Source organism: Paucibacter soli, from assembly GCF_037482845.1.
Classification (GTDB): Bacteria; Pseudomonadota; Gammaproteobacteria; order Burkholderiales; family Burkholderiaceae_C; genus Paucibacter_B; species Paucibacter_B soli.
In genome coordinates this window covers 153,187-172,524 of sequence record NZ_JBBHJW010000007.1, presented here as the reverse complement: position 1 = coordinate 172,524, position 19,338 = coordinate 153,187, and the positions used below count along the sequence as shown (strand labels likewise).

Annotated in this window: 12 protein-coding genes; 8 read left to right on the top strand and 4 right to left on the bottom strand. The window is 69.9% G+C overall.

Going from position 1 to position 19,338, the window contains the following annotated elements:
- The first annotated feature begins 15 nt into the window (after positions 1 to 15).
- The 6 genes from nudB to WG898_RS15580 all read left to right on the top strand — a co-directional run bounded on the left by nudB (position 16) and on the right by WG898_RS15580 (position 6,965).
- Positions 16 to 489: a dihydroneopterin triphosphate diphosphatase gene (nudB, locus tag WG898_RS15605; protein WP_339603721.1), complete on the top strand. Its 474-nt coding sequence runs from the start codon at positions 16 to 18 to the stop codon at positions 487 to 489.
- A gap of 65 nt (positions 490 to 554) precedes the next feature.
- Positions 555 to 1,313 (top strand): endonuclease/exonuclease/phosphatase family protein, encoded by a 759-nt coding sequence (locus WG898_RS15600; RefSeq protein ID WP_339603860.1) that lies wholly within the window; start codon positions 555 to 557, stop codon positions 1,311 to 1,313.
- Entirely contained in the window at positions 1,306 to 2,589 is a 1,284-nt protein-coding gene (gene clsB / locus WG898_RS15595) for a cardiolipin synthase ClsB (protein ID WP_339603720.1), read from the top strand. The genes WG898_RS15600 and clsB overlap by 8 nt, the downstream gene beginning before the upstream one ends.
- 82 nt (positions 2,590 to 2,671) lie before the next feature.
- On the top strand, positions 2,672 to 3,388 hold the full coding sequence (locus tag WG898_RS15590) for an ABC transporter ATP-binding protein (protein ID WP_339603719.1): 717 nt from the start codon (positions 2,672 to 2,674) through the stop codon (positions 3,386 to 3,388).
- On the top strand, positions 3,388 to 5,766 hold the full coding sequence (locus tag WG898_RS15585) for an ABC transporter permease (protein ID WP_339603718.1): 2,379 nt from the start codon (positions 3,388 to 3,390) through the stop codon (positions 5,764 to 5,766). The genes WG898_RS15590 and WG898_RS15585 overlap by 1 nt, the downstream gene beginning before the upstream one ends.
- Positions 5,763 to 6,965, top strand: a complete 1,203-nt coding sequence (locus tag WG898_RS15580) for an efflux RND transporter periplasmic adaptor subunit (RefSeq protein WP_339603717.1) — start codon at positions 5,763 to 5,765, stop codon at positions 6,963 to 6,965. The genes WG898_RS15585 and WG898_RS15580 overlap by 4 nt, the downstream gene beginning before the upstream one ends.
- Before the next feature lie 17 nt (positions 6,966 to 6,982).
- Here WG898_RS15580 and WG898_RS15575 read toward each other — a convergent pair whose 3' ends face one another.
- From WG898_RS15575 to WG898_RS15560, 4 genes are all read right to left on the bottom strand, one after another.
- Entirely contained in the window at positions 6,983 to 8,071 is a 1,089-nt protein-coding gene (locus WG898_RS15575) for an ABC transporter substrate-binding protein (protein ID WP_339603716.1), read from the bottom strand.
- A gap of 19 nt (positions 8,072 to 8,090) precedes the next feature.
- On the bottom strand, positions 8,091 to 8,870 hold the full coding sequence (locus WG898_RS15570) for an ABC transporter ATP-binding protein (RefSeq protein ID WP_339603715.1): 780 nt from the start codon (positions 8,868 to 8,870) through the stop codon (positions 8,091 to 8,093).
- A gap of 213 nt (positions 8,871 to 9,083) precedes the next feature.
- Positions 9,084 to 9,857, bottom strand: coding sequence for an ABC transporter permease (locus WG898_RS15565; protein ID WP_444718952.1), 774 nt, complete (start codon positions 9,855 to 9,857; stop codon positions 9,084 to 9,086).
- Positions 9,854 to 10,810, bottom strand: a complete 957-nt coding sequence (locus WG898_RS15560) for an ABC transporter substrate-binding protein (RefSeq protein WP_339603714.1) — start codon at positions 10,808 to 10,810, stop codon at positions 9,854 to 9,856. Before WG898_RS15560 ends, WG898_RS15565 begins: the two co-directional genes overlap by 4 nt.
- A gap of 154 nt (positions 10,811 to 10,964) precedes the next feature.
- On the opposite strand from WG898_RS15560, the gene WG898_RS15555 reads away from it, so the two are divergent.
- Both WG898_RS15555 and WG898_RS15550 read left to right on the top strand, forming a co-directional pair.
- Complete coding sequence (locus WG898_RS15555; protein ID WP_339603713.1) at positions 10,965 to 17,147, top strand: GAF domain-containing protein; 6,183 nt, start codon at positions 10,965 to 10,967, stop codon at positions 17,145 to 17,147.
- Positions 17,137 to 19,338 (top strand): response regulator, encoded by a 2,202-nt coding sequence (locus WG898_RS15550; RefSeq protein WP_339603712.1) that lies wholly within the window; start codon positions 17,137 to 17,139, stop codon positions 19,336 to 19,338. Before WG898_RS15555 ends, WG898_RS15550 begins: the two co-directional genes overlap by 11 nt.

The window sequence follows — 19,338 nt, the reverse complement described above, 5'->3', positions numbered from 1 at the left end:
GCTATGCTTGGGGGCATGCAAGCCCTTGAGCCCTCCGTCAAGCCTTACAAGATCCCCGAATCGGTGCTGGTGGTGATACACACGCCCGAACTGCAGGTGCTGATGATGGAGCGCGCCGACCGGCCCGGTTACTGGCAATGCGTGACCGGCTCCCTGGATGCGCCCGACGAGCCCCTGGCCCAGACCGCGCGGCGCGAGGTCGAGGAGGAGACCGGCATTCGCGACGGCGCGCTGCGCGACTGGGGCCTGGCCAATGTCTACGAGATCTACCCGGTCTGGCGGCACCGCTATGCGCCGGGGGTGACGCACAACACCGAGCATGTGTTCGGCCTCACGGTGCCGGCCGGCACCCAGGTGCGGCTGGCGCCGCGCGAGCATCTGCAATACCGCTGGCTGCCCTGGCGCGAGGCGGCGGATCTGTGCTTCTCGCCCTCCAACGCCGAGGCGGTGCTGCAGCTGCCGCGCTTCCTGACGGAGCAGGGGCCATGAGGGCGGGTTTTCGCAGCTCGACGCTGGGGCCGCGCAGCAGCAGCCAGTTTGCGTCCAGCACCTTGATGGCACGGCCGCTGCGCATCGCCACCTACAACATCCACAAGGGCGTGCGCGGCGTGGGCCCCGGCAAGCGCCTGGAGATCCACAACCTGGGCCTGGGCATCGAGGCGCTGGACGCCGATCTGGTGTTCCTGCAGGAGGTGCGTCACTTCCACCACCGCGAGGCGCGCCAGTTCGAGCGCACCTGGTTCGGCTGGCCCGAGCAGGGCCAGGCCGAATTCCTGGCCCCCGAGGGCTATGAGGTGGCCTACCGCACCAATGCCGTCACCAAGCATGGCGAGCATGGCAATGCTCTGCTGTCGCGCTGGCCGATCGGCGACGTGGGCCACCACGATGTCTCGGACCATCGCTTCGAGCAGCGCGGCCTCCTGCATGTGCCGGTGAGCTGGCAGGGGCATGAGATCCACACGGTGGTGGCGCACCTCGGGCTCATGCACAGCAGCCGGGTGCGCCAGGTGCAGCGCCTGGCCGAGTTCATCGCCGCCCATGTGCCGCCCGGCGCGCGCCTGGCGGTGGCGGGCGATTTCAACGACTGGGGCGAGCGCCTGGATGCGCCGATGCGCGACTGCGGCCTGACGCGCGCCGCGCCGCCCCGCGGCAAGGCCAGACCCGCCACCTTCCCGTCGCTGGTGCCGGTATTCGCACTGGACCGTGTCTATACCCGGGGGCTGGACTGCGTGAGCATGCAGGTGCCGCGCGGCAACGCCTGGGCGCGCATGTCCGACCATCTGCCCCTGGTGGCGGAGTTCGAACTTGGCTGAACACGCCGAAACCCTGCCGCACCTGCTTTCCTGGCACCGCGTGCCCAGGCCCGACTACGTGGGCGGCAACGAGGTGCGCCTGCTGCGCGGCGGCGACGAACTGTTCCCGGCCCAGGCCGCCGCGATCGCCGCGGCGCACCACGAGATCTGGCTGGGCACCTATATCTTTCACCACGACAGCGCCGGCCAGACCCTGCTGGCGCAGCTGAAGGCGGCGGCCGCGCGCGGTGTACGCGTGCGCGTGGTGGTCGACGGCTTCGGCTCCAAGGCCAGCCTGCCCTGGTTGCAGCGCGAGCTGGCGGGCTCGCATGTGGCGCTGGCGGTGTTCCGCCCCATCGACCGCTGGTGGCGCTGGTTCCAGCCCGGTCAGCTGCGCCGCCTGCACCAGAAGCTCTGCGTGGTGGATGGCGAGGTCGGCTTCGTCGGCGGCATCAACATCATCGACGACCGCATGGACCTCAACCATGGCGCCACCGAGCAGCCACGCCTGGACTACGCGGTGGGCCTGCGCGGCCCGCTGGTGCAGCCCATGGAGCAGGCGCTGCGCGCGGTCTGGACGCGCGCCTGGCTGGGGCGCGATTTCGGCGAGGAGCTGCTGGCCCTGGTGCGCAGCCCGATGCCGGTGGCGCGCCTGCGCCGCCTGGTGAACCGCCTGCGCATGCCGCGGCTGCGCCGTGGCGAACAGACCCTGCAAGACCTGCCCCCGGTGTGCGCCGCCTTCGTGCTGCGCGACAACCTGCGCCAGCGTCGCACCATCGAGCGCGCCTATGTGGAGGCGATCCGCAGCGCCAGCGAGAGCGTGGACCTGATCACGCCCTATTTCTACCCCGGCCATGCCTTTCGCCGTGCGCTGCGCGACGCGGCCAAGCGCGGCGTGCGCGTGCGCCTGCTGCTGCAGGGCAAGGTGGACTACCGCATCGCCGCGATGGCCGCGCATGCCCTCTATGCCGAGCTGCTGGGCCAGGGCGTGCAGCTGTACGAATACCTGCCGGCCTTTTTGCATGCCAAGGTATGCGTGGTGGACCAGCAGTGGGCCACCGTGGGCAGCTCCAATATCGATCCGCTCTCGCTGCTCCTGAACCTGGAGGCGAATGTGATCGTCGCCGATGCCGAGTTCGCGCGCAGCGTGGCGCGGGAGTTCGAGGCCGCGCTGGCCGACTCGCGCCAGGTTGCCGCGGCCGACGACACCGGCCTGCGCGGCATGCTGCGCCGCGGCCTGGTGGCCTGGGTGGCCTACGTCTACCTGCGCGTGGCCGGTGCGACCGGCCGCTATTAAAAAAAGGGCGACCGGTCGAACAGCGTCCGAGGCTTGATGTCGATCAATGCCGCGTATGCAAGCTGGCGCGAGGCTAGCAGGCATGAGTGAAACAGCCGCCCCGGTGTTCGAGGCCCACGCCCTCAGCAAGACCTATGGCGAGGGCGAGACCGCCGTGCACGCCTTGCGCGGCGTGGATCTGGCGGTGCGGCGCGGCGAGTTCATCGTGTTGCTGGGCGCCTCGGGCAGCGGCAAGAGCACGCTCTTGAACATCCTCGGCGGCCTGGACGTGCCCAGCGGCGGCACGCTGCGCTTTGCCGAGCACCAGCTCAGCGGCGCCAGCGAGGCCGAGCTGACGCGCTACCGGCGCGAGCATGTGGGCTTTGTGTTCCAGTTCTACAACCTCATTCCCAGCCTGACGGTGCGCGAGAACGTGGCCCTGGTGACCGACATCGCCGCCAATCCCATGCCAGTGGACGAGGCCATCAGCCTGGTGGGCCTGCTGCCACGCGCCGACCACTTCCCGGCACAGCTCTCGGGTGGCGAGCAGCAGCGCGTGGCGATCGCGCGTGCCATCGTCAAGCGCCCGGACGTGCTGCTGTGCGACGAGCCCACCGGCGCGCTCGACTACCAGACCGGCAAGCTGGTGCTGGAGGTGATCGCGCGCATCAACCAGGAGCTCGGCACCACCGCCATCGTCATCACCCACAACGCCGCCATCGCCGGCATGGCGGATCGGGTCATCGTGCTGAGCGACGGGGCGATCCAGCGCATCACCGCGAACGCGCACAAGCTCACGCCCTCGGAGCTGCAGTGGTGATGAGAGCGCTGGACCGCAAGCTGCTGCGCGACCTGCGCGGCCTCTGGAGCCAGGTGCTCACCATCGCCCTGGTGGTGGCCAGCGGCATGGGCGGCTTCATCGCCTGCCTCTCGGCGGTGGACTCGCTGGCGCTGGCACGCGATGACTTCTATGCCGAGGGCCGTTTTGCCGATGTGTTCGCCAGCCTCAAGCGCGCGCCGCTGGCGCTGCGGGAACGCCTGGCGGCGCTGCCCGGTGTGGCCCAGGTCGACACGCGCGTGGATCAGCTCGTGCGGCTGGCGCTGCCCGGCGTGGTGGACCCGGTGCTGGGCCAGTTGGTCGGCCTGGACGCGCGCCGGCCGGCGCCGCTCAACCGTGTGTTCGTCAAGAGCGGGCGCCTGCCCTCGGCCGACGCCGGCGGCGGCCCGCTCATCGAGGTGGCGCTCTCTGCCGCCTTTGCCGAGGCGCGCGGCCTGGCGCCGGGTGCGCGCCTGTCGGCGCTGGTGAACGGCCGGCAGCGCGAGCTGCTGGTGGTGGGCACGGCGCTCAGCCCCGAGTTCATCTTCGCCGGCCTGGGCGGCATGCCGGACATGCGCGGCTTCGGCATCGTCTGGATGGACCACGAGCTGCTGGCCTCGGCCTACGATATGCGCGGTGCCTTCAACCGCGTGGCGCTCAAGCTCGCACCCGGCGCCGAGCTGGCGGTGACGATGACGGCGCTGCAAGCGGCGCTGGCGCCCTATGGCGGTCGCGAGGCCTATGGCCGCGAGGACCAGAGTTCGCACGCCATGCTTGCCAACGAGATCAAGGAGCAGCGCGTGCTCGGCACGGTGGCGCCGGTGATCTTTCTGGGCGTGGCGGCTTTTCTGCTGAACGTGGTGGTGTCGCGCCTGGTGAGCACGCAGCGCGAGCAGGTGGCGGCGCTCAAGGCCCTGGGCTACCCCAACCGCAGCATCGCCGCGCATTACCTCAAGCTGGTGCTGGCGATCGCGCTGCTGGGCCTGGCGCTGGGCGTCTTGCTGGGCAACTGGCTGGGCAGCATGCTCACCGGCCTGTATGTCGAGTTCTTCAAGTTCCGCCATTTCCGGCATGTGCTGGATGCGCGCCTTGTGCTGTGGAGCGGCGGCATCTCGCTGCTGATGGCGGTGCTGGGCACGCTCAACGCGATTGCCGCCACGGTGCGCCTGGCGCCGGCCGAGGCAATGCGGCCGGCCGCGCCGGGGCGCTACCGGCCCGCCATCATCGAGCGCCTGCCCTGGCTGCGCGCGGGCCCAGCCCACAACATCGTGCTGCGCATGATCCTGCGCCAGATGGAGCGCCGCCCCTGGCGCAGCCTGCTCGCCATTGTCGGCGTGGCGGTGGCGGTGGGCATCGTGGTGCTGGGCAACTTCTTCCGCGATGCGATCGACTTCATCGTCGACTCGCAGTTCAACGCCAGCCTGCGCAGCGATGTGATCGTCTGGATGAGCGAGGCCGGCCCCGATGCCGCGCGCCTGGAGCTGCAGCGCCTGCCGGGCGTGCTGGCGGTGGAGTCCGGCCGCGATGTGGCGGTGCGCTTCATGCACGGCGCGCGCAGCGAGCGCGGCGCGCTGCAGGGCCTGGCCGCCGTACCGCAGGCGCGCCGCATCGTCGACGTGGACGGCCGCGCCAGCCTGCCCAGCGAGAGCGGGCTGGTGATGACCGACCGCCTGGCCGAAAAGCTGGGCCTGCGTCCCGGCGACCCGGTGCTGGTGGAGCTGCTGGAGGGGCGGCCGCGCCGCCTGGCGCTGCCGCTGGAGACCACGGTGCGCGAGATGATGGGGTTGAACGCCTATATCGAGCGGCGCGCGCTCAACCATCTGCTGGGCGAGGGCGACATGAGCTCGCAGTTTTCGCTCATCGTCGAGCGCGGCCGCGAGGCCGAGACCCTCAAGGCGCTGCGCGCCCTGCCGCGTGTGGTGGGCGCCTTCAGCAAGGCCAGCCTGCTGCGCAATATGCAGGACATCAGCGCGCGCAATGTGCGCATCATGAGCAGCATCCTGACCCTGTTCGCCAGCGTCATCGCGGTGGGCGTGGTCTACAACAATGCCCGCATCGCGCTGGCCGAGCGTGCCTGGGAGCTGGCCTCGCTGCGCGTGCTGGGCTTCACGCGCGCCGAGGTCTCGGGCCTGCTGCTGGGCGAGATGGGCCTGAGCATGGCGCTGGCCCTGCCGCTGGGCATGGGCCTGGGCTGGCTGCTCTGCCATGGCCTGGTGGAGGCGCTGAAGAACGACCAGTTCCTGTTCCCGGTGGTGATACAGCCGCGCAGCTATGCGCTGGCCTGCCTGGCCGTGCTGCTGGCGGCCGTGGCGAGCGCGCTGGTGGTGCGCCGCCGTATCGACCGGTTGGACATGGTGGCGGCCCTGAAGACAAGGGAATGAGTGCGATGCAAACCAAGAACAAATGGCTGATGGCTGGTGGGGTGGCGGCGCTGGTGCTGGCGCTGGTCTGGGCCTTTGCGCCGCGCCCGCAGGCGGTGGAGATCGCCAGCGCGCAGACCGGCCGTTTCGAGCAAGGCATCGAGGAAGACGCCAGGACGCGCGTGCAGGAGCGCTACCTGGTCTCGGCGCCGCTGGCCGGCCGCTGGCCGCGCCCGCAGCTCAAGGAGGGCGACGCAGTGCAGGCCGACGCGCTGCTGGGCATATTGCAGCCGACGCTGGCGGCGCTCACCGACGCGCGCAGCCGTGCCGAACTGGCGGCGCGCGCCGAGGCCGCCGGCGCGGCGGTGCAGGCGGCCTCGGCGCGCCTGGCGGCCGCCGGCATCGCCGTGGACCAGGCCCGGCAGGAGGCTGGGCGCAGCGAGGCACTGGCAGGCCAGGGCTATCTGAGCGCCGCCCGGCGCGACAGCGATGCCCTGGCGCTGCAGGCGGCACAGCAGCAGCTGAAAGCGGCGCAATCCGAGCTCCGGATGGCCCAGCATGAGGCGGCGCAGGCGCGCGCCGCGCTGGGCGTGTATGGCAGCCCTGCTGGCGCGGGCTTCGCGCTGCGCGCGCCGGTGGCGGCTCAGGTCTTGCGCGTGCTGCAGCCCAGCGAGGGCGTGGTGGCACTGGGCACACCGCTGCTGGAGCTGGGCGACACGGCGCAGCTGGAGGTGGTGGCCGAGCTGCTCAGCAGCGACGCGCTGGCGGTGCAGCCGGGCCAGCCGGTGCAGATCGAGCGCTGGGGCGGCCCCGCCATGCTCCGGGGCCGGGTCTTGCGGGTCGAGCCGGGTGCCTTCACCAAGGTCTCGGCCCTGGGCGTGGAGGAGCAGCGCGTGCGCGTGCGCATCGAGCTGCTGAGCCCGGCGGCCGAGCGCCGCCAGCTCGGCGACGGCTACCGCGTGGGCGTGACCATACTCACGCGCAGCGCCGAGGGCGCCCTGCTGGTGCCGGTGAGCGCGGTATTCCCGCTGCCGCACGCAGCGGCCGGCCGCCATGCGGTGTTCCGCGTCGAGGCGGGGCGCGCCCGCCTCACCGAGGTGCGGCTGCTGGCCCGCAACAACCAGGTGGCCTGGGTGGCCGAAGGCCTGCGTGCGGGTAATCAGGTGGTTAGCTACCCGCCGCAGGAGCTGCAGGACGGCGCCAGGATCAGGCCGCGTTAGGGCCGGGCTGACAGGCCCTAGCGCAGCAAACCGTCCAGGCTGAAGGGGTAGCGCTGCAGCTTTGGGTTCAGATACTTGCTGTAGGGCCGGAAATCCAGGCCCTTGATGCCGGCGCCGAAGCGCTCGAGGTAGCGCTGGGCGCCGGGCTTGTCGAACAGCATGAACATGGGGCGCTCCAGCTCCAGGCCCTCATCGGCGAAATCGCGCCCGTGGTAATGGTCGTACAGCATGACGATGGCCCAGGCCCCGCTCATGAAATGGCCGCCGGCCAGCGCCGTGAGGCGGCCGCTGATGATGGCCTGCATCGCCTCGTTGGAGGTGTTGATGGCGGAGAACAGCAGCTGCTTGCCGGGCTCGCGGCCGTCCTGCTCTAGCGCCTCCATGGCGCCGAAGGCCATCTGGTCGCTGCCGGCCCAGACCAGCCGGGCTTGCGGATGACGCTGCAGCAGGCCGCGCATCAACTCGGCCGCCTGTGGGCGTTTCCAGTCGGCATAGACCATCTCGTCCAAGGCCGCCATGGGGAACTCGGCCACCGCTTGGCGCATGCCCTCGTTGCGCTGGATCGAGACCGGGGTGGAGCGGTCGCCGGCAATCGCCAGCAGGTGCACGCGTCCATCGCCACCGCGCTTGCCCTGCCTGAGTCCCTGCATGACCAGGGCCTTGGCGGTCATGTAGCCGGCATCCCTGGCACCCGGCTCCAGGCTGCCCAGCAGCAGCGGCAGACCCTGGCGCGGCGCCCATTGCGAGCGTTCCTGCGGCAGCAGTCCGCTGAAGGCCGCAAAGCTCGGGATGCCGGCAGCGCCCAGCGTCTGCGCATTCGCCACCAACGTACCTTTTTCGTTCACCAGGATCACATAGTCCGGCCGCGCCAGGGCCGGTCTTGCGGCGATCTCGCGCGCCAGTTGCAGGGCGCGCGTGGGCTCGCGTTCGGCGTACAGCACCTCCAGCTGCAGGCGCAGGCTTTGCGCCGCGCCCTGCATGGCCTGTGACGCCGCCACCCAGAAGGCCTCATCGCTGCGGCCGGGGTTGATGAAGGCGATGCTGAGCGCCGCGGTCTGCTGGGAGCAGCAGAGCAGGAGGAGCAGGGCAAGCAGGCGGCGCGGCATGATCAGCCCATTGTCCGCCTCAGAGCAGCGCCGCTGCCAGTACCTCGCTGCGCAAGGCCTCGGTCAGTTCGCGCTTGAGCGCCGAGAAAGCCGTGCTGGTCTTGATGTCGTAATGGCGCGGGTGCGGCAGATCGACCGGCAGCTCCAGCTTGATGCGGCCCGGCCGCGCGCTCATCACCGCCACGCGCGAGCCCATGAAGATGGCCTCGTCGATGTCGTGGGTCACGAACAGCACGGTCTTCTTCTCGCGTTCCCAGATGCCCAGCAGCAGCTCCTGCATCAGCTCGCGGGTCTGGTGGTCCAGCGCGCCAAAGGGTTCGTCCATCAAAAGCATGCGTGGTTCGTTGGCGAGCGCGCGCGCCAGCGCGGTGCGCTGCTGCATGCCGCCGCTGAGTTGCTTGGGGTAGTGATTCGCAAACTTCTGCAGCCCCACCTTGGCCAGCCAGGCCTGGGCCTGCTCGACCTGCTGGCTGCGCGGCAGGCCGCGCTCGCGCAGGCCGAAGGCCACGTTGTCCAGCACCGTCAGCCAGGGGAACAGGGTGTAGCTCTGGAACACCATGCCGCGGTCGGCGCCGGGGCCGGTTACCGGCCGGCCGTCCAGCAAGACCTGACCCTGGCTGGCCACATCCAGGCCGGCGACGATGCGCAAGAGCGTGCTCTTGCCGCAGCCCGAGGGGCCCAGGATGGTGAGGAAATCGTTCTCCGCCACGGCCAGGTCGGTGGCCTGCAGCGCCAGGGTGTGCTGGCTGCCGGTGGTGACAAAGGTGCGTGAAACGCCGTGTATCGAAAGTATGTTCACGTCAGTGGCTCCGCGAAAGCTTCGGGCCGAGCGCCGGGCCGCCATTGGCCAGAGGCCAATGGCCTTGCGTAGGCACAAGCAGTCCGCAGGGACTGCTTGTGTCCGACTCCAGCTCGCCAAGCCGGCCCGCGTTGGCGATGTGCTTGCCGGTCAATCCGGCAAGCATCGTCGTCCCCTCGGGGGACCGGCCAAGGTACGCCTTGGACGAGGGGCTCATAGCCTTGCCCAGGGGAATAGGGCGCGATTGATGGCCTTGAAGGCGAAGTCGCTGACCAGGCCGATCAGGCCGATCACGATGATGCCGAAGATGATCTGGTCGGTGGCCAAGAGGGCCTGGCTGTCGGTGATCATGTGGCCGATGCCGCTGGAGGCACCGATCAGCTCGGCCACGATCACATAGGTCCAGGCCCAGCCCAGCACCATGCGCAGGGTCTCCGCAATCTCGGGCGCGGCGCCGGGGATCAGCACGCGGCGTATCAGGCCGGCATCGCCCACCCCCAGGGTATAGGCCGCCTCCACCAGGTCGCGCCGGGTGTTGCCCACCGTCACCGCAATCATCAGCGTGAGCTGGAAGAAGCTGCCGATGAAGATCACCGCCAGCTTCTGCGCCTCGCCGATGCCGGCCCAGAGTATCAGCAGCGGGATGAAGGCCGAGGCCGGCAGGTAGCGGGCGAAGGAGACAAAGGGCTCGAAGAAGGCCTCCACCGGCTTGTAGCTGCCCATCAGCACGCCCAGCGGCAAGGCCAGCGCGGTGGCCAGCAGGAAGCCGCCCAGCACGCGCCAGATGGTCATGCCTATATCGGTGGCAAAGCCCATCTGCGTCAGCAGGGTCCAGCCCGAGAGCAGCATGGTCAGCGGGTCGGCCAGAAAGGTCTTGGAGACCAGGCCGCCGAAGGTGGCGGCGGCCCAGACGGCGGTGAACAGCACGAAGAAGGCCAGCCCCAGCGCGACCCTGCTGCCGGGGCTCACGGGCACCAAGGGTTTCATTTGCTGACGATGAAGCGCGTGTCGGCCAGTTTGGCAAGGTCGGGCATGGTCTTGATGATGCCCAGCTCCATCAGCAGCACCGCCGCCTCCTTGCTGAAGCGCAGGTGCTCCTCGGCAAAGAACTTCTGGTTCGCCGCCTTGTCCTGCCAGCGCAGGAAGCCGGCGCTCTTCTCGAAGGCCTCGCCGCTTTGCTTGACGTCGGCGCCCATGATCTCGTAACTCTTCTTGGGATCGGCCTTGATCAGCGCCAGGGCCTCGAAATAGCCGTCGGCCAGGGCCTGCGCGGCCTTGGGGTTGTCGGCCAGGAATTTGGGCGTGCAGCCAAAGGTGTCCATTACCACCGGGTAGTCCAGCGTCGTGGCGATGATCTTGCCGGCCTCGGGCTTGGCACGCACACCGCTCAGATAGGGCTCGTACGTCATGCCGGCGTCGATGTCGGCATTGCCGGCGATGAAGGCATTGGCGGCGGCCTGGGGTTCCAGGTTCACCACCTTCACATCCTTCACCGACAGGCCGTTCTGTTTGAGCATCCAGGCCAGCGTGAAGTAGGGCGCGGTGCCGGGCGCGCTGGCGGCCACGGTCTTGCCCTTGAGGTCGGCGATCCTGGCGATGCCTGGCTTCACCACCATGCCGTCGGCGCCGTAGCTCTTGTCGAGCTGGAAGATCTGCGTGGTGGCCACGCCGGCGGCGTTCCAGACCAGCCAGGTCTCGACCGTGGTGGCGGCGCATTGCACATCGCCCGAGGCGATCGCCAGGTGGCGGTCCTTCTGCGGGATCTTCTTGATGCTGACGTCCAGGCCCAGCTTCTTGAAGATGCCGGCCTCCTTGGCCAGGGTCAGCGGGGCGAAGCCGGTCCAGCCCGAGATGCCCACGGCCACCTTGGTGTCCTGGGCCTGGGCCAGCATGCAGCAGGCGCCGGCCACCAGGGCCAGCAGCAGTTTCTTGTTGGGCATGAAGAAAAGTCCTCCGGGTCGAAAGCCACATGATGGCGGCTGTCACCACAACAGGTGTCAGGTTTTGCCCTGACCCCGGGATAGCCCGGCGCCCTGCTTGCGGGAGCGGGCCTAGACTCGGGCCTCAATCGTCGCGACCGGAGCGCCGTCCACGATGTCCGCAGCCCTGCCAGCCAGCGCCCGCAGCAAGCCCGCCCGGCCCAGCCGTCGCGGCGCTGCCATGCCGGCGGCATGGAGCAACGCCGCCGAGCTGGCCTGGAGCGGGCGCCACGAGGAGGCTCGCGCCGCCTGCGGCGAGGCATTGGCGGATGCCCGGCTGCCGCTGGCACAGCGCGTGGCCCTGCTGGCGCTGCGCAGCGAATCGGCGGTGGCGCTGGGGCGCTTCGATGCGGCGCTCAGCGACGCCGAGGCCCTGCTGACCCTGGTGCCAGACGCCGCGCAGGCGGCCGAGCAGGCGCAGGGCTATGCGGCAATGGCCATGGCGCTGATGCGGCGCGGCCGCCTGCAGGAAGCGCTGGCGCTGGCCACGCTGGCGCTCGAGCGCGCCGATCGCTGCGGCCAGCCGGCGCTGCGCGCGCTGGCGCTCGCGCGTCTGGGCGAGGCGCAGTTCCGCCTGCGCCAGGGCCAGATGGGCGTGCCCAGCGCCGAGCAGGCGGCGGCGCTCTATGCGCGCCTGGGCGATGCCTCGGGCCAGGCGCGCGCGCTCTGGATCGTCGCCAATGCGCAGATGAATCTGGGCCACCCGGCCGAGGCGCGCGAGGCGGCCGAGCGGGCGCTGGCGCTGGCGCGTCAGAGCGGCGACGAATTCGCGCTCGGCAATGCGCTCAACCTGCTGGCCTTTATGCAGGCCGATCTGTCGGCGGTGCTGCAGGGATTCCGACAGGCCGAGGCAGCCTTCCAGCGCGCGGGCCATGTGGAGCGCTGCGCCCTGGTGCGCTCGAATATCGCCAATGCCTATGTGGAGCTGGGCCTGTACCGCCATGCTCTGCAGCTGCGCCAGGCGAATGCGCGCCTGCAGCGCGAACTGGGTGCGCTGGCCGGCCTGGCCAACACCCTGGCATCGCTGGGCGATATCGCCATCCAGCTGGGCGACTACGCCGCCGCCGAGGCCGCGCGCGCCGACTATGTGGCGCTGCTGCAGCAATATGCCGACCCGATCGGTGCCTATATGGCGGCCAACCTGGGCGGCGAGCTGGCGCTGGCACAGGGCCATGGCGCCTTGGCGGTGCGCGAGTTCCGTGCCGCTCAGCGGGCCGCCCTGGCGGGCAGCGATCCGGCCATGCAGATGGCGGCCTACGACGGCCTGGCCAGGGCCTTGCTGGCCGATGGCCAGTACGCGGCCGCGCTGCGTGCCAGCAGTCGCGGCATCGCCCTGCACCGTGGCCAGGGCTTGAGCAAGATCGACTTCGTGCAGCGCCAGCATCTGTGGTGGCATCACAGCCAGGCGCTGGCCGCGCTGGGCCGTGGCGAGGCGGCCTGGGCCGCGCTGCGGCAGGCCTATGTGTTCCTGCTCGACGGCGTGCGCGAGCTGCGCGACGAGGGGCTGCGCCGCAGCTACCTCAACAAGGTGCCCGGCAACCGCGAGCTGGTGCGCGCCTGGCTGGCCGAGGCCCGGCAACGCGGCCTGGCCGAGGCCGAGCGCGAGGGCTATCTGCGCCTGCCCAGCCTGCCGGTGGAGCCCTTCAAGCGCCTGGTGGACAGCGGCCTGCGCCTCAACGAGCTGCGCAGCGCGGCCGAGCTGCAGGAGTTCCTCATCAACGAGCTGACCCAGCTGACCGGCGCCGAGCGCGTGATGCTGGTGCTGGAGAGCAGCGGCACGCTGGAGATCGCCGGCGCGATGTTGCCGCGCGGCGAGTCGGCGGCGGAGCTGCTGCAGGCGGTGACGCCCTGGCTGCGCGAGGCGCGCCGCAGCCGCAACGTCAGCCTGCGCCATGGCCCGCCCGGCGCCGCGCCGCTGGCGCAGCGCAGCTGCCTGGTGGCGCCGCTGGTGGCGCAACGCCGCGTGCTGGGCCATGTCTATGCCGATATCGAGGGTGTCTTCGGGCGCTTTGCCGATGCCGACCGCGACCTGCTGGCCCTGCTCGCCGCCCAGGCCGCGGTGGCGCTGGACAACGCGCGCTGGGGCGCTGACCTGGAGGCCAAGGTGGCCGAGCGCACCGCGGCCCTGGCGGCCGCCAAGGCCCAGGCCGAGCAGCGCGCCTGCGAGTTATCCATCATCAACAGCGTGCAGGCAGCGCTGGCGGCCGAGCTCAGCCTGCAGGGCATCTACGATGCGGTGGGCGAACAGATCCGCGCCATTTTCGGCGGGCGCGACCTCAGCATCCGCATCTTCGAACCCGCGACGCGCCAGATTCACTGGGTCTATGTGGTGGAGGGGGGCGAACGTCTGAACCTGGATCCGATGCCGCTGGCCAGCGCCGGCTACTTCGCCCATGTGCTGCGCACGCGGGAAACCCTGGTCATCAACGAGAACATCGAGGAGGCCGACCGCCGCTACGGATCCACCACCACGCCGGGCACGCAGAGCGAGAAGGCCATCGTGTTTGTGCCCTTGATCTGCAGCGACCAGGTGTGCGGGGCCTTGTCGCTCTCGGACCTGGAGCATGAGAACGCCTTCAGCGACTCCGATGTGCGCCTGCTGCAGACCCTGGCCAACAGCATGAGCGTGGCGCTGGAGAATGCGCGCCTGTTCGACGAGACCCAGCGCCTCTTGAAGGAAACCGAGCAGCGCAATGCCGAGCTGGCGGTTATCAACAGCATCCAGCGCGGCATTGCCGGCTCGCTGGACTTCCAGGGCATCGTCGAGCTGGTGGGCGTCAAGCTCGGCGAGATCCTGGCCTGCCCGAGTGTCGGCGTGCGCTGGTTCGACCATGAGCGGCGTGCCGTGCTGCACCTGTACGAGACCGAGCATGGCCAGCGCCTGACGCTGCCGCCGCGCGAACTGGCCCATGAACCCGAGCTGTGGCGCAAGCAGGTCGAGCAGCGTGAACCGGTGGTCTACGGCTCGGTGGCGGAGCAAGTCGCGGCAGGCACCGCTGCGATACCGGGCACCGATCAGGCGAAATCCATCGCCAAGGTGCCCATCATCAGTGGCGACCTGGCCCTGGGAAGCATCGTGACCGAGGACCATGAACGCGAGCATGCCTATGGCCCGGCTGAGCTGCGGCTGCTTCAGACCATCGCCGCTGCCCTGGGTGTGGCCTTGCAGAGCGCGCAGCGCTTCGACCAGACCCAGCGTCTCTTGAAGGAAACCGAGCAGCGCAACGCCGAGCTGGCGGTGATCAATTCCATCCAGCAGGGCATGGCGGGCTCGCTGGACTTCCAGGGCATCGTCGAGCTGGTGGGCCACAAGCTGCGCGAGGTGCTCAGGACCGACGACATCGGCATACGCTGGAACGACCATGAGGCCGGGGTGGTGCGCTTCCTCTACGAGTACGAGCATGGCGTGCGCCTGGACGTGGCGCCGCAGCCGCTGCAGCCGCGCCACCTGACGCGCCGGCCGCCGCTGGTGTATGGCAGCGTGAGCGAGCAATTGGCCGCGGGTGTGCAGGTGCTGCCTGGCACCGACCAGGCCATCTCCTCGGTGAGCGTGCAGATTGTCGGCAGCGACCGCGTGCTGGGCACCATCCTGCTGGAGCACCATGAGCGCGAGCAGGCCTTCGGCGAGGCCGAGGTGCGGCTGTTGCAGACGGTGGCCTCGTCGATGGGCGTGGCGCTGGAGAACGCGCGCCTGTTCGGCGAGACCCAGCGCCTCTTGAAGGAAACCGACGACCGCGCCGCCGAGCTGGCGGTGATCAACGGCGTGCAGCAGGGCCTGGCCAACAAGCTCGATGCCGACTCGATCTACGAGCTGGTGGGCGAGAAGCTGCGCGAGCTGTTCGATTCGCAAAGCATCAGCATTGCCAGCCTGGATGAGCAGGCGGATCGCCGCCATTACCACTACATGCTGGAGCGCGGCCGGCGCTTCGAGGTGCCCGACGGGACTATCTCGGCGCTGGGCCGGCACCTGCTGGCGACCGCACAGCCGCTCTTGATCAACGAGCACAAGACCGCGCGCCTGGCCGAGCTGGGCATCGTCAGCAGCACCCTGCCGGGCACCGCCGAGACGCTCAGCCTGGTGCGCGTGCCCATCCTCTCGGGCGCGCGCGTGGTGGGCGTGATAGGCCTGGACAACGTCGACCGCGAGAACGCCTTCAGCGCCGCCGATGTGCGCCTGCTCACCACCCTGGCCGGCAGCATGAGCGTGGCGCTGGAGAGCGCGCGCCTGTTCGAGCAGACCACCCAGCGCGCCAACGAGCTCGCCACGGTGAACGCGCTGGGCCAGGCGCTGTCGAGCAAGATCGACCTGGACGAGCTGATCCACACGGTGGGCGAGAAGATGCGCGAGACCTTCCGCGCCGACATCGTCTATGTGGCCCTGCTGGACGAGGCGGCACAGCTGATCCGCTTTCCCTATGCCTTTGGCGACGAGATGACGCCGTTGGCGCTGGGCGAGGGCCTGACCGGCAAGATCATCGAGACCGGCGAGGCGCTGCTCATCAACGAGGCGGTGGACGCGGCGGTGGATGCGCTGGGGGCGACCCAGGTCGGGGTGCAGAGCCTGTCCTACCTGGGCGTGCCGATCAAGGTGCGCGGCCGGGCCATCGGCGTGATCAGCGTGCAGAGCACCCAGCGCGAGGGGCGCTTCAGCGCGGCCGACCAGAACCTGCTGGCCACCATGGCCGCGGGCGTGGGGGTGGCGATCCGCAATGCCCAGCTGTTTGCCGAGGCGCGCGAGGCGCGGGCCGCGGCCGAGGGCGCCAACGAGGCCAAGAGTGCCTTCCTGGCGACCATGAGCCACGAGATCCGCACGCCCATGAATGCGGTCATAGGCATGAGCGGCCTGCTGCTGGACACGCCGCTGAATGCCGAACAGCGCGACTACGCGTCCACCATACGCGACAGCGGCGATGCCCTGCTGAGCATCATCAACGACATCCTGGACTTCTCCAAGATCGAGGCCGGGCGCATGGACATCGAGGCGCACCCCTTCGACCTGCGCGACTGCGTGGAATCGGCGCTGGACCTGGTGGGCACGCGCGCCGCCGAAAAGCAGCTCGACCTGGCCTATGTGTTCGAGGACGAGCTGCCGGCCGTCGTGAACGGCGACGTGACGCGGCTGCGCCAGGTGCTCTTGAACCTGCTCAGCAATGCGGTCAAGTTCACCGACGCCGGCGAGGTGGTGCTGAGCCTGGCCATGCAGGCGCAGGGGCAGCTGCACTTCTGCGTGCGCGACACCGGCATCGGCCTGAGCCCGCAGGGCATGGGCCGGCTGTTCCAGAGCTTCAGCCAGGCCGACAGCTCGACCACGCGCAAATACGGCGGCACCGGCCTGGGCCTGGCGATCAGCCGGCGCCTGGTGGAACTGATGGGCGGGCGCATGTGGGCCGAGAGCGCCGGCGTGGGCGCCGGCGCGAGCTTCCACTTCACGCTCGCGCTGCCGGCGGTGGCGGCGCCGGCGTTGCGCAGCGGGCTGGTGGGCCCGCAGCCGGCGCTGCATGGCAAGCGCCTGCTGGTGGTGGACGACAACGCCACCAATCGCCGCGTGCTGGCTCTGCAGACCGCCAAATGGGGCATGCTGCCGCAGGACTGCGCCAGCGCCGAGCAGGCCCTGGCCTGGGTGGACGCGGGCGGCGCCTGCGATCTGGCTCTGCTGGACATGCATATGCCGGGCATGGACGGCGTGACGCTGGCGCGCCTGCTGCGCAAGACCCGACCCCAGCTGCCCCTGGTGCTGTTCAGCTCGCTGGGGCGCAAGGAGGCGGGGGTGGAGGAGGGCGTGTTCGCGGCCTATCTGCACAAGCCTCTGCGGCAAAGCCAGCTGTTCGACACCTTGATGAATCTGCTGGGCGAGCGCCATGCGCCGCGCCTGCTGGAGCCCGCCAGCCCCAGCCAGCATGCCGGCCTGGCCGAGCGCCACCCGCTGCGCATCCTCTTGGCCGAGGACAACGCGGTGAACCAGAAGCTGGCGCTGCGCCTGCTGGCCCAGATGGGCTATCGCGCCGATCTGGCCAGCAACGGCCTGGAGGCGGTGGAGAGCGTCGAGCGCCAGCCCTACGACCTGGTGCTGATGGATGTGCAGATGCCCGAGATGGACGGCCTGGAGGCGAGCCGGCGCATCAGCGCGCGCTGGCCGGCCGGGGCGCGGCCGCGCATCGTCGCGATGACCGCCAACGCCATGCAGGGCGACCGCGAAGACTGCCTGGCCGCCGGCATGGACGACTACCTGGCCAAGCCGATACGCGTGGAGGCGCTGGTGCAGGCGCTGCTGAATGCCGAGGCGCGCCATGAGGGCTGAGGAGACGGCGGCGATTGCCAGGCAGATGGAAGGCGCACGCCACGCCTATCTGGCGCGCAGCATGCGCCTGGGCATGTATGTGGCGCCGGTGGGCCTGGCGCTGTTCGCCTGGGCACTGGGCCAGACCGGCACTAGCCCTGGGCTGGCGCAATGGCTGGGCGTGCAGGCGGCCGTCACGCTGCTGTACCTGCTGCTGCTGGCACCCTGGCAGCAGCGCATGCTGGCACGCGAGGAGTTTGCGCAGGCGGCCCGGCTGATCCAGCTCTTCCATGTGCTGCTGGGCAGCCTCTGGGCCTGGGCCTGCGTGCGCTATTTCGCGCCCGAACCGCTGCGCCTGGTGGTGGTGATGGTGACGCTGCTCGCCAATGTGCTGGCGGTGGCTTCGGCGGTGGCCATCCACCGGCCCAGCGTGCTGGCCTTCTGCCTGCCCCTGGTGCTGCCGGTGGTGCTGTGGACGCTGCGCGAGGGCAGCACGGTGGCGCTGCTGGCGGCCGCCACCATGTTCTGGCTCAGCGTCATCGTGCTGGTGTTCGCGCACCAGCATGGCCTGGCGCTGCTGCAGGCGATGCGCATGCGCTTCGAGAACGAGCGCCTCAACGAGGCCCTCACCGAGCAGAAGGTGCGCGAGCGCACGCGCGCCCTGGAGGTCGCCAGCCAGCACAAGTCTGAATTCCTTGCCACCGTCAGCCACGAGATCCGCACGCCGCTGAACGCCATCATCGGCATGAGCGGGCTGATGCTGGACACGCGGCTGGACGCCGAACAGCGCGATTACGCGGGCACCATACGCGACTCCGGCGAGACCCTCTTAACCATCATCAACGACATCCTGGACTTCTCCAAGATCGAGGCCGGGCGCATGGACATCGAGCGCCACCCCTTCGAACTGCGCGATTGCGTGGAGTCGGCGCTGGAGCTGGTGGCGGCGCGCGCCGCCGAGAAGGGGCTGGACCTGGCCTATCTGTTCGAGGGCGAGCTGCCGGTGGCGCTGCTGGGCGACGTCACGCGCTTGCGCCAGATCCTGCTCAACCTGCTGTCCAACGCCGTCAAGTTCACCGAGCATGGCGAGGTGGTGCTTAACGTCAAGGCGCTGGGCGGCGACGAATGGCAGTTCAGCGTGCGCGATACCGGCATCGGCCTCAGCGAAGAACACATGAGCCGGCTGTTCCAGAGCTTCAGCCAGGCCGACAGCTCGACCACGCGCAAATACGGCGGCACCGGCCTGGGCCTGGCGATCAGCAAGAAGTTATCCGAGCTGATGGGCGGGCGCATGTGGGCCGAGAGCGCCGGCCCGGGCTGCGGCAGCAGCTTCCATGTCTGCATCCGCGCCGCGGCCGCCGAACTGCCCGCCAGCGCGCGGCGCGAGTTCATCGGCCAGCAGCCGGCGCTGCGCGCCAAGCAATTGCTGGTGGTCGACGACAACGCCACGAATCGCCGCGTGCTGGCGCTGCAGACCGCCAAATGGGGCATGCTGCCGCACGACTGCGCCTCGGGCGAGGAGGCGCTGCAGCTGCTGGAGCAGGGCAGTCGCTTCGACCTCGCGGTGCTGGACATGCACATGCCCGGCATGGACGGCCTGACGCTGGCGCGCCGCATCCGCAAGACCTGGCCCCAGCTGCCGCTGGTGATGTTCAGCTCGCTGGGGCGCCAGGAGGCCGGCGCCGAGGACGGCCTGTTCCAGGCCTATCTGCACAAGCCGCTGCGCCAGAGCCAGCTCTTCGACGCCCTGGTGGGCCTCTCCGGCGAGGCGCTGGCGCCGCGCCCGCCGGCGCCGGACAGGCCGGGTATCGACCCCGGCCTGGCCGAGCGCCACCCGCTGCGCATCCTGCTGGCCGAGGACAACGCGGTGAACCAGAAACTGGCCTTGCGCCTGTTGGCCCAGATGGGCTACCGTGCCGACCTGGCCAGCAACGGCATCGAGGCGGTGGAGAGCGTGCAGCGCCAGCCCTACGACCTGGTGTTGATGGATGTGCAGATGCCCGAGATGGACGGGTTGGAGGCGGCGCGCGAGATCTGCCGTCGCTGGCCGGCCGGCGGCCGACCGCGCCTGGTGGCGATGACCGCCAACGCCATGCAGGGCGACCGCGAGGCCTGCCTGGCCGCGGGCATGGACGACTACGTGACCAAACCGATACGCACCGAGGCCCTGGTACAGGCCTTGCTGGGCAGCTATGCAGTACCCGGGGGCTGA

Excerpts from the sequence above, each read along its gene's own strand:
- nudB (WP_339603721.1), top strand. The coding sequence starts at position 16 with ATGCAAGCCCTTGAGCCCTCCGTCAAGCCTTACAAGATCCCCGAATCG.
- WG898_RS15600 (WP_339603860.1), top strand. The coding sequence starts at position 555 with ATGGCACGGCCGCTGCGCATCGCCACCTACAACATCCACAAGGGCGTG.
- WG898_RS15590 (WP_339603719.1), top strand. The coding sequence starts at position 2,672 with ATGAGTGAAACAGCCGCCCCGGTGTTCGAGGCCCACGCCCTCAGCAAG.
- WG898_RS15585 (WP_339603718.1), top strand. The coding sequence starts at position 3,388 with ATGAGAGCGCTGGACCGCAAGCTGCTGCGCGACCTGCGCGGCCTCTGG.
- WG898_RS15580 (WP_339603717.1), top strand. The coding sequence starts at position 5,763 with ATGAGTGCGATGCAAACCAAGAACAAATGGCTGATGGCTGGTGGGGTG.
- WG898_RS15575 (WP_339603716.1), bottom strand. The coding sequence starts at position 8,071 with ATGCCGCGCCGCCTGCTTGCCCTGCTCCTCCTGCTCTGCTGCTCCCAG.
- WG898_RS15565 (WP_444718952.1), bottom strand. The coding sequence starts at position 9,857 with ATGAAACCCTTGGTGCCCGTGAGCCCCGGCAGCAGGGTCGCGCTGGGG.
- WG898_RS15560 (WP_339603714.1), bottom strand. The coding sequence starts at position 10,810 with ATGCCCAACAAGAAACTGCTGCTGGCCCTGGTGGCCGGCGCCTGCTGC.
- WG898_RS15555 (WP_339603713.1), top strand. The coding sequence starts at position 10,965 with ATGTCCGCAGCCCTGCCAGCCAGCGCCCGCAGCAAGCCCGCCCGGCCC.
- WG898_RS15550 (WP_339603712.1), top strand. The coding sequence starts at position 17,137 with ATGAGGGCTGAGGAGACGGCGGCGATTGCCAGGCAGATGGAAGGCGCA.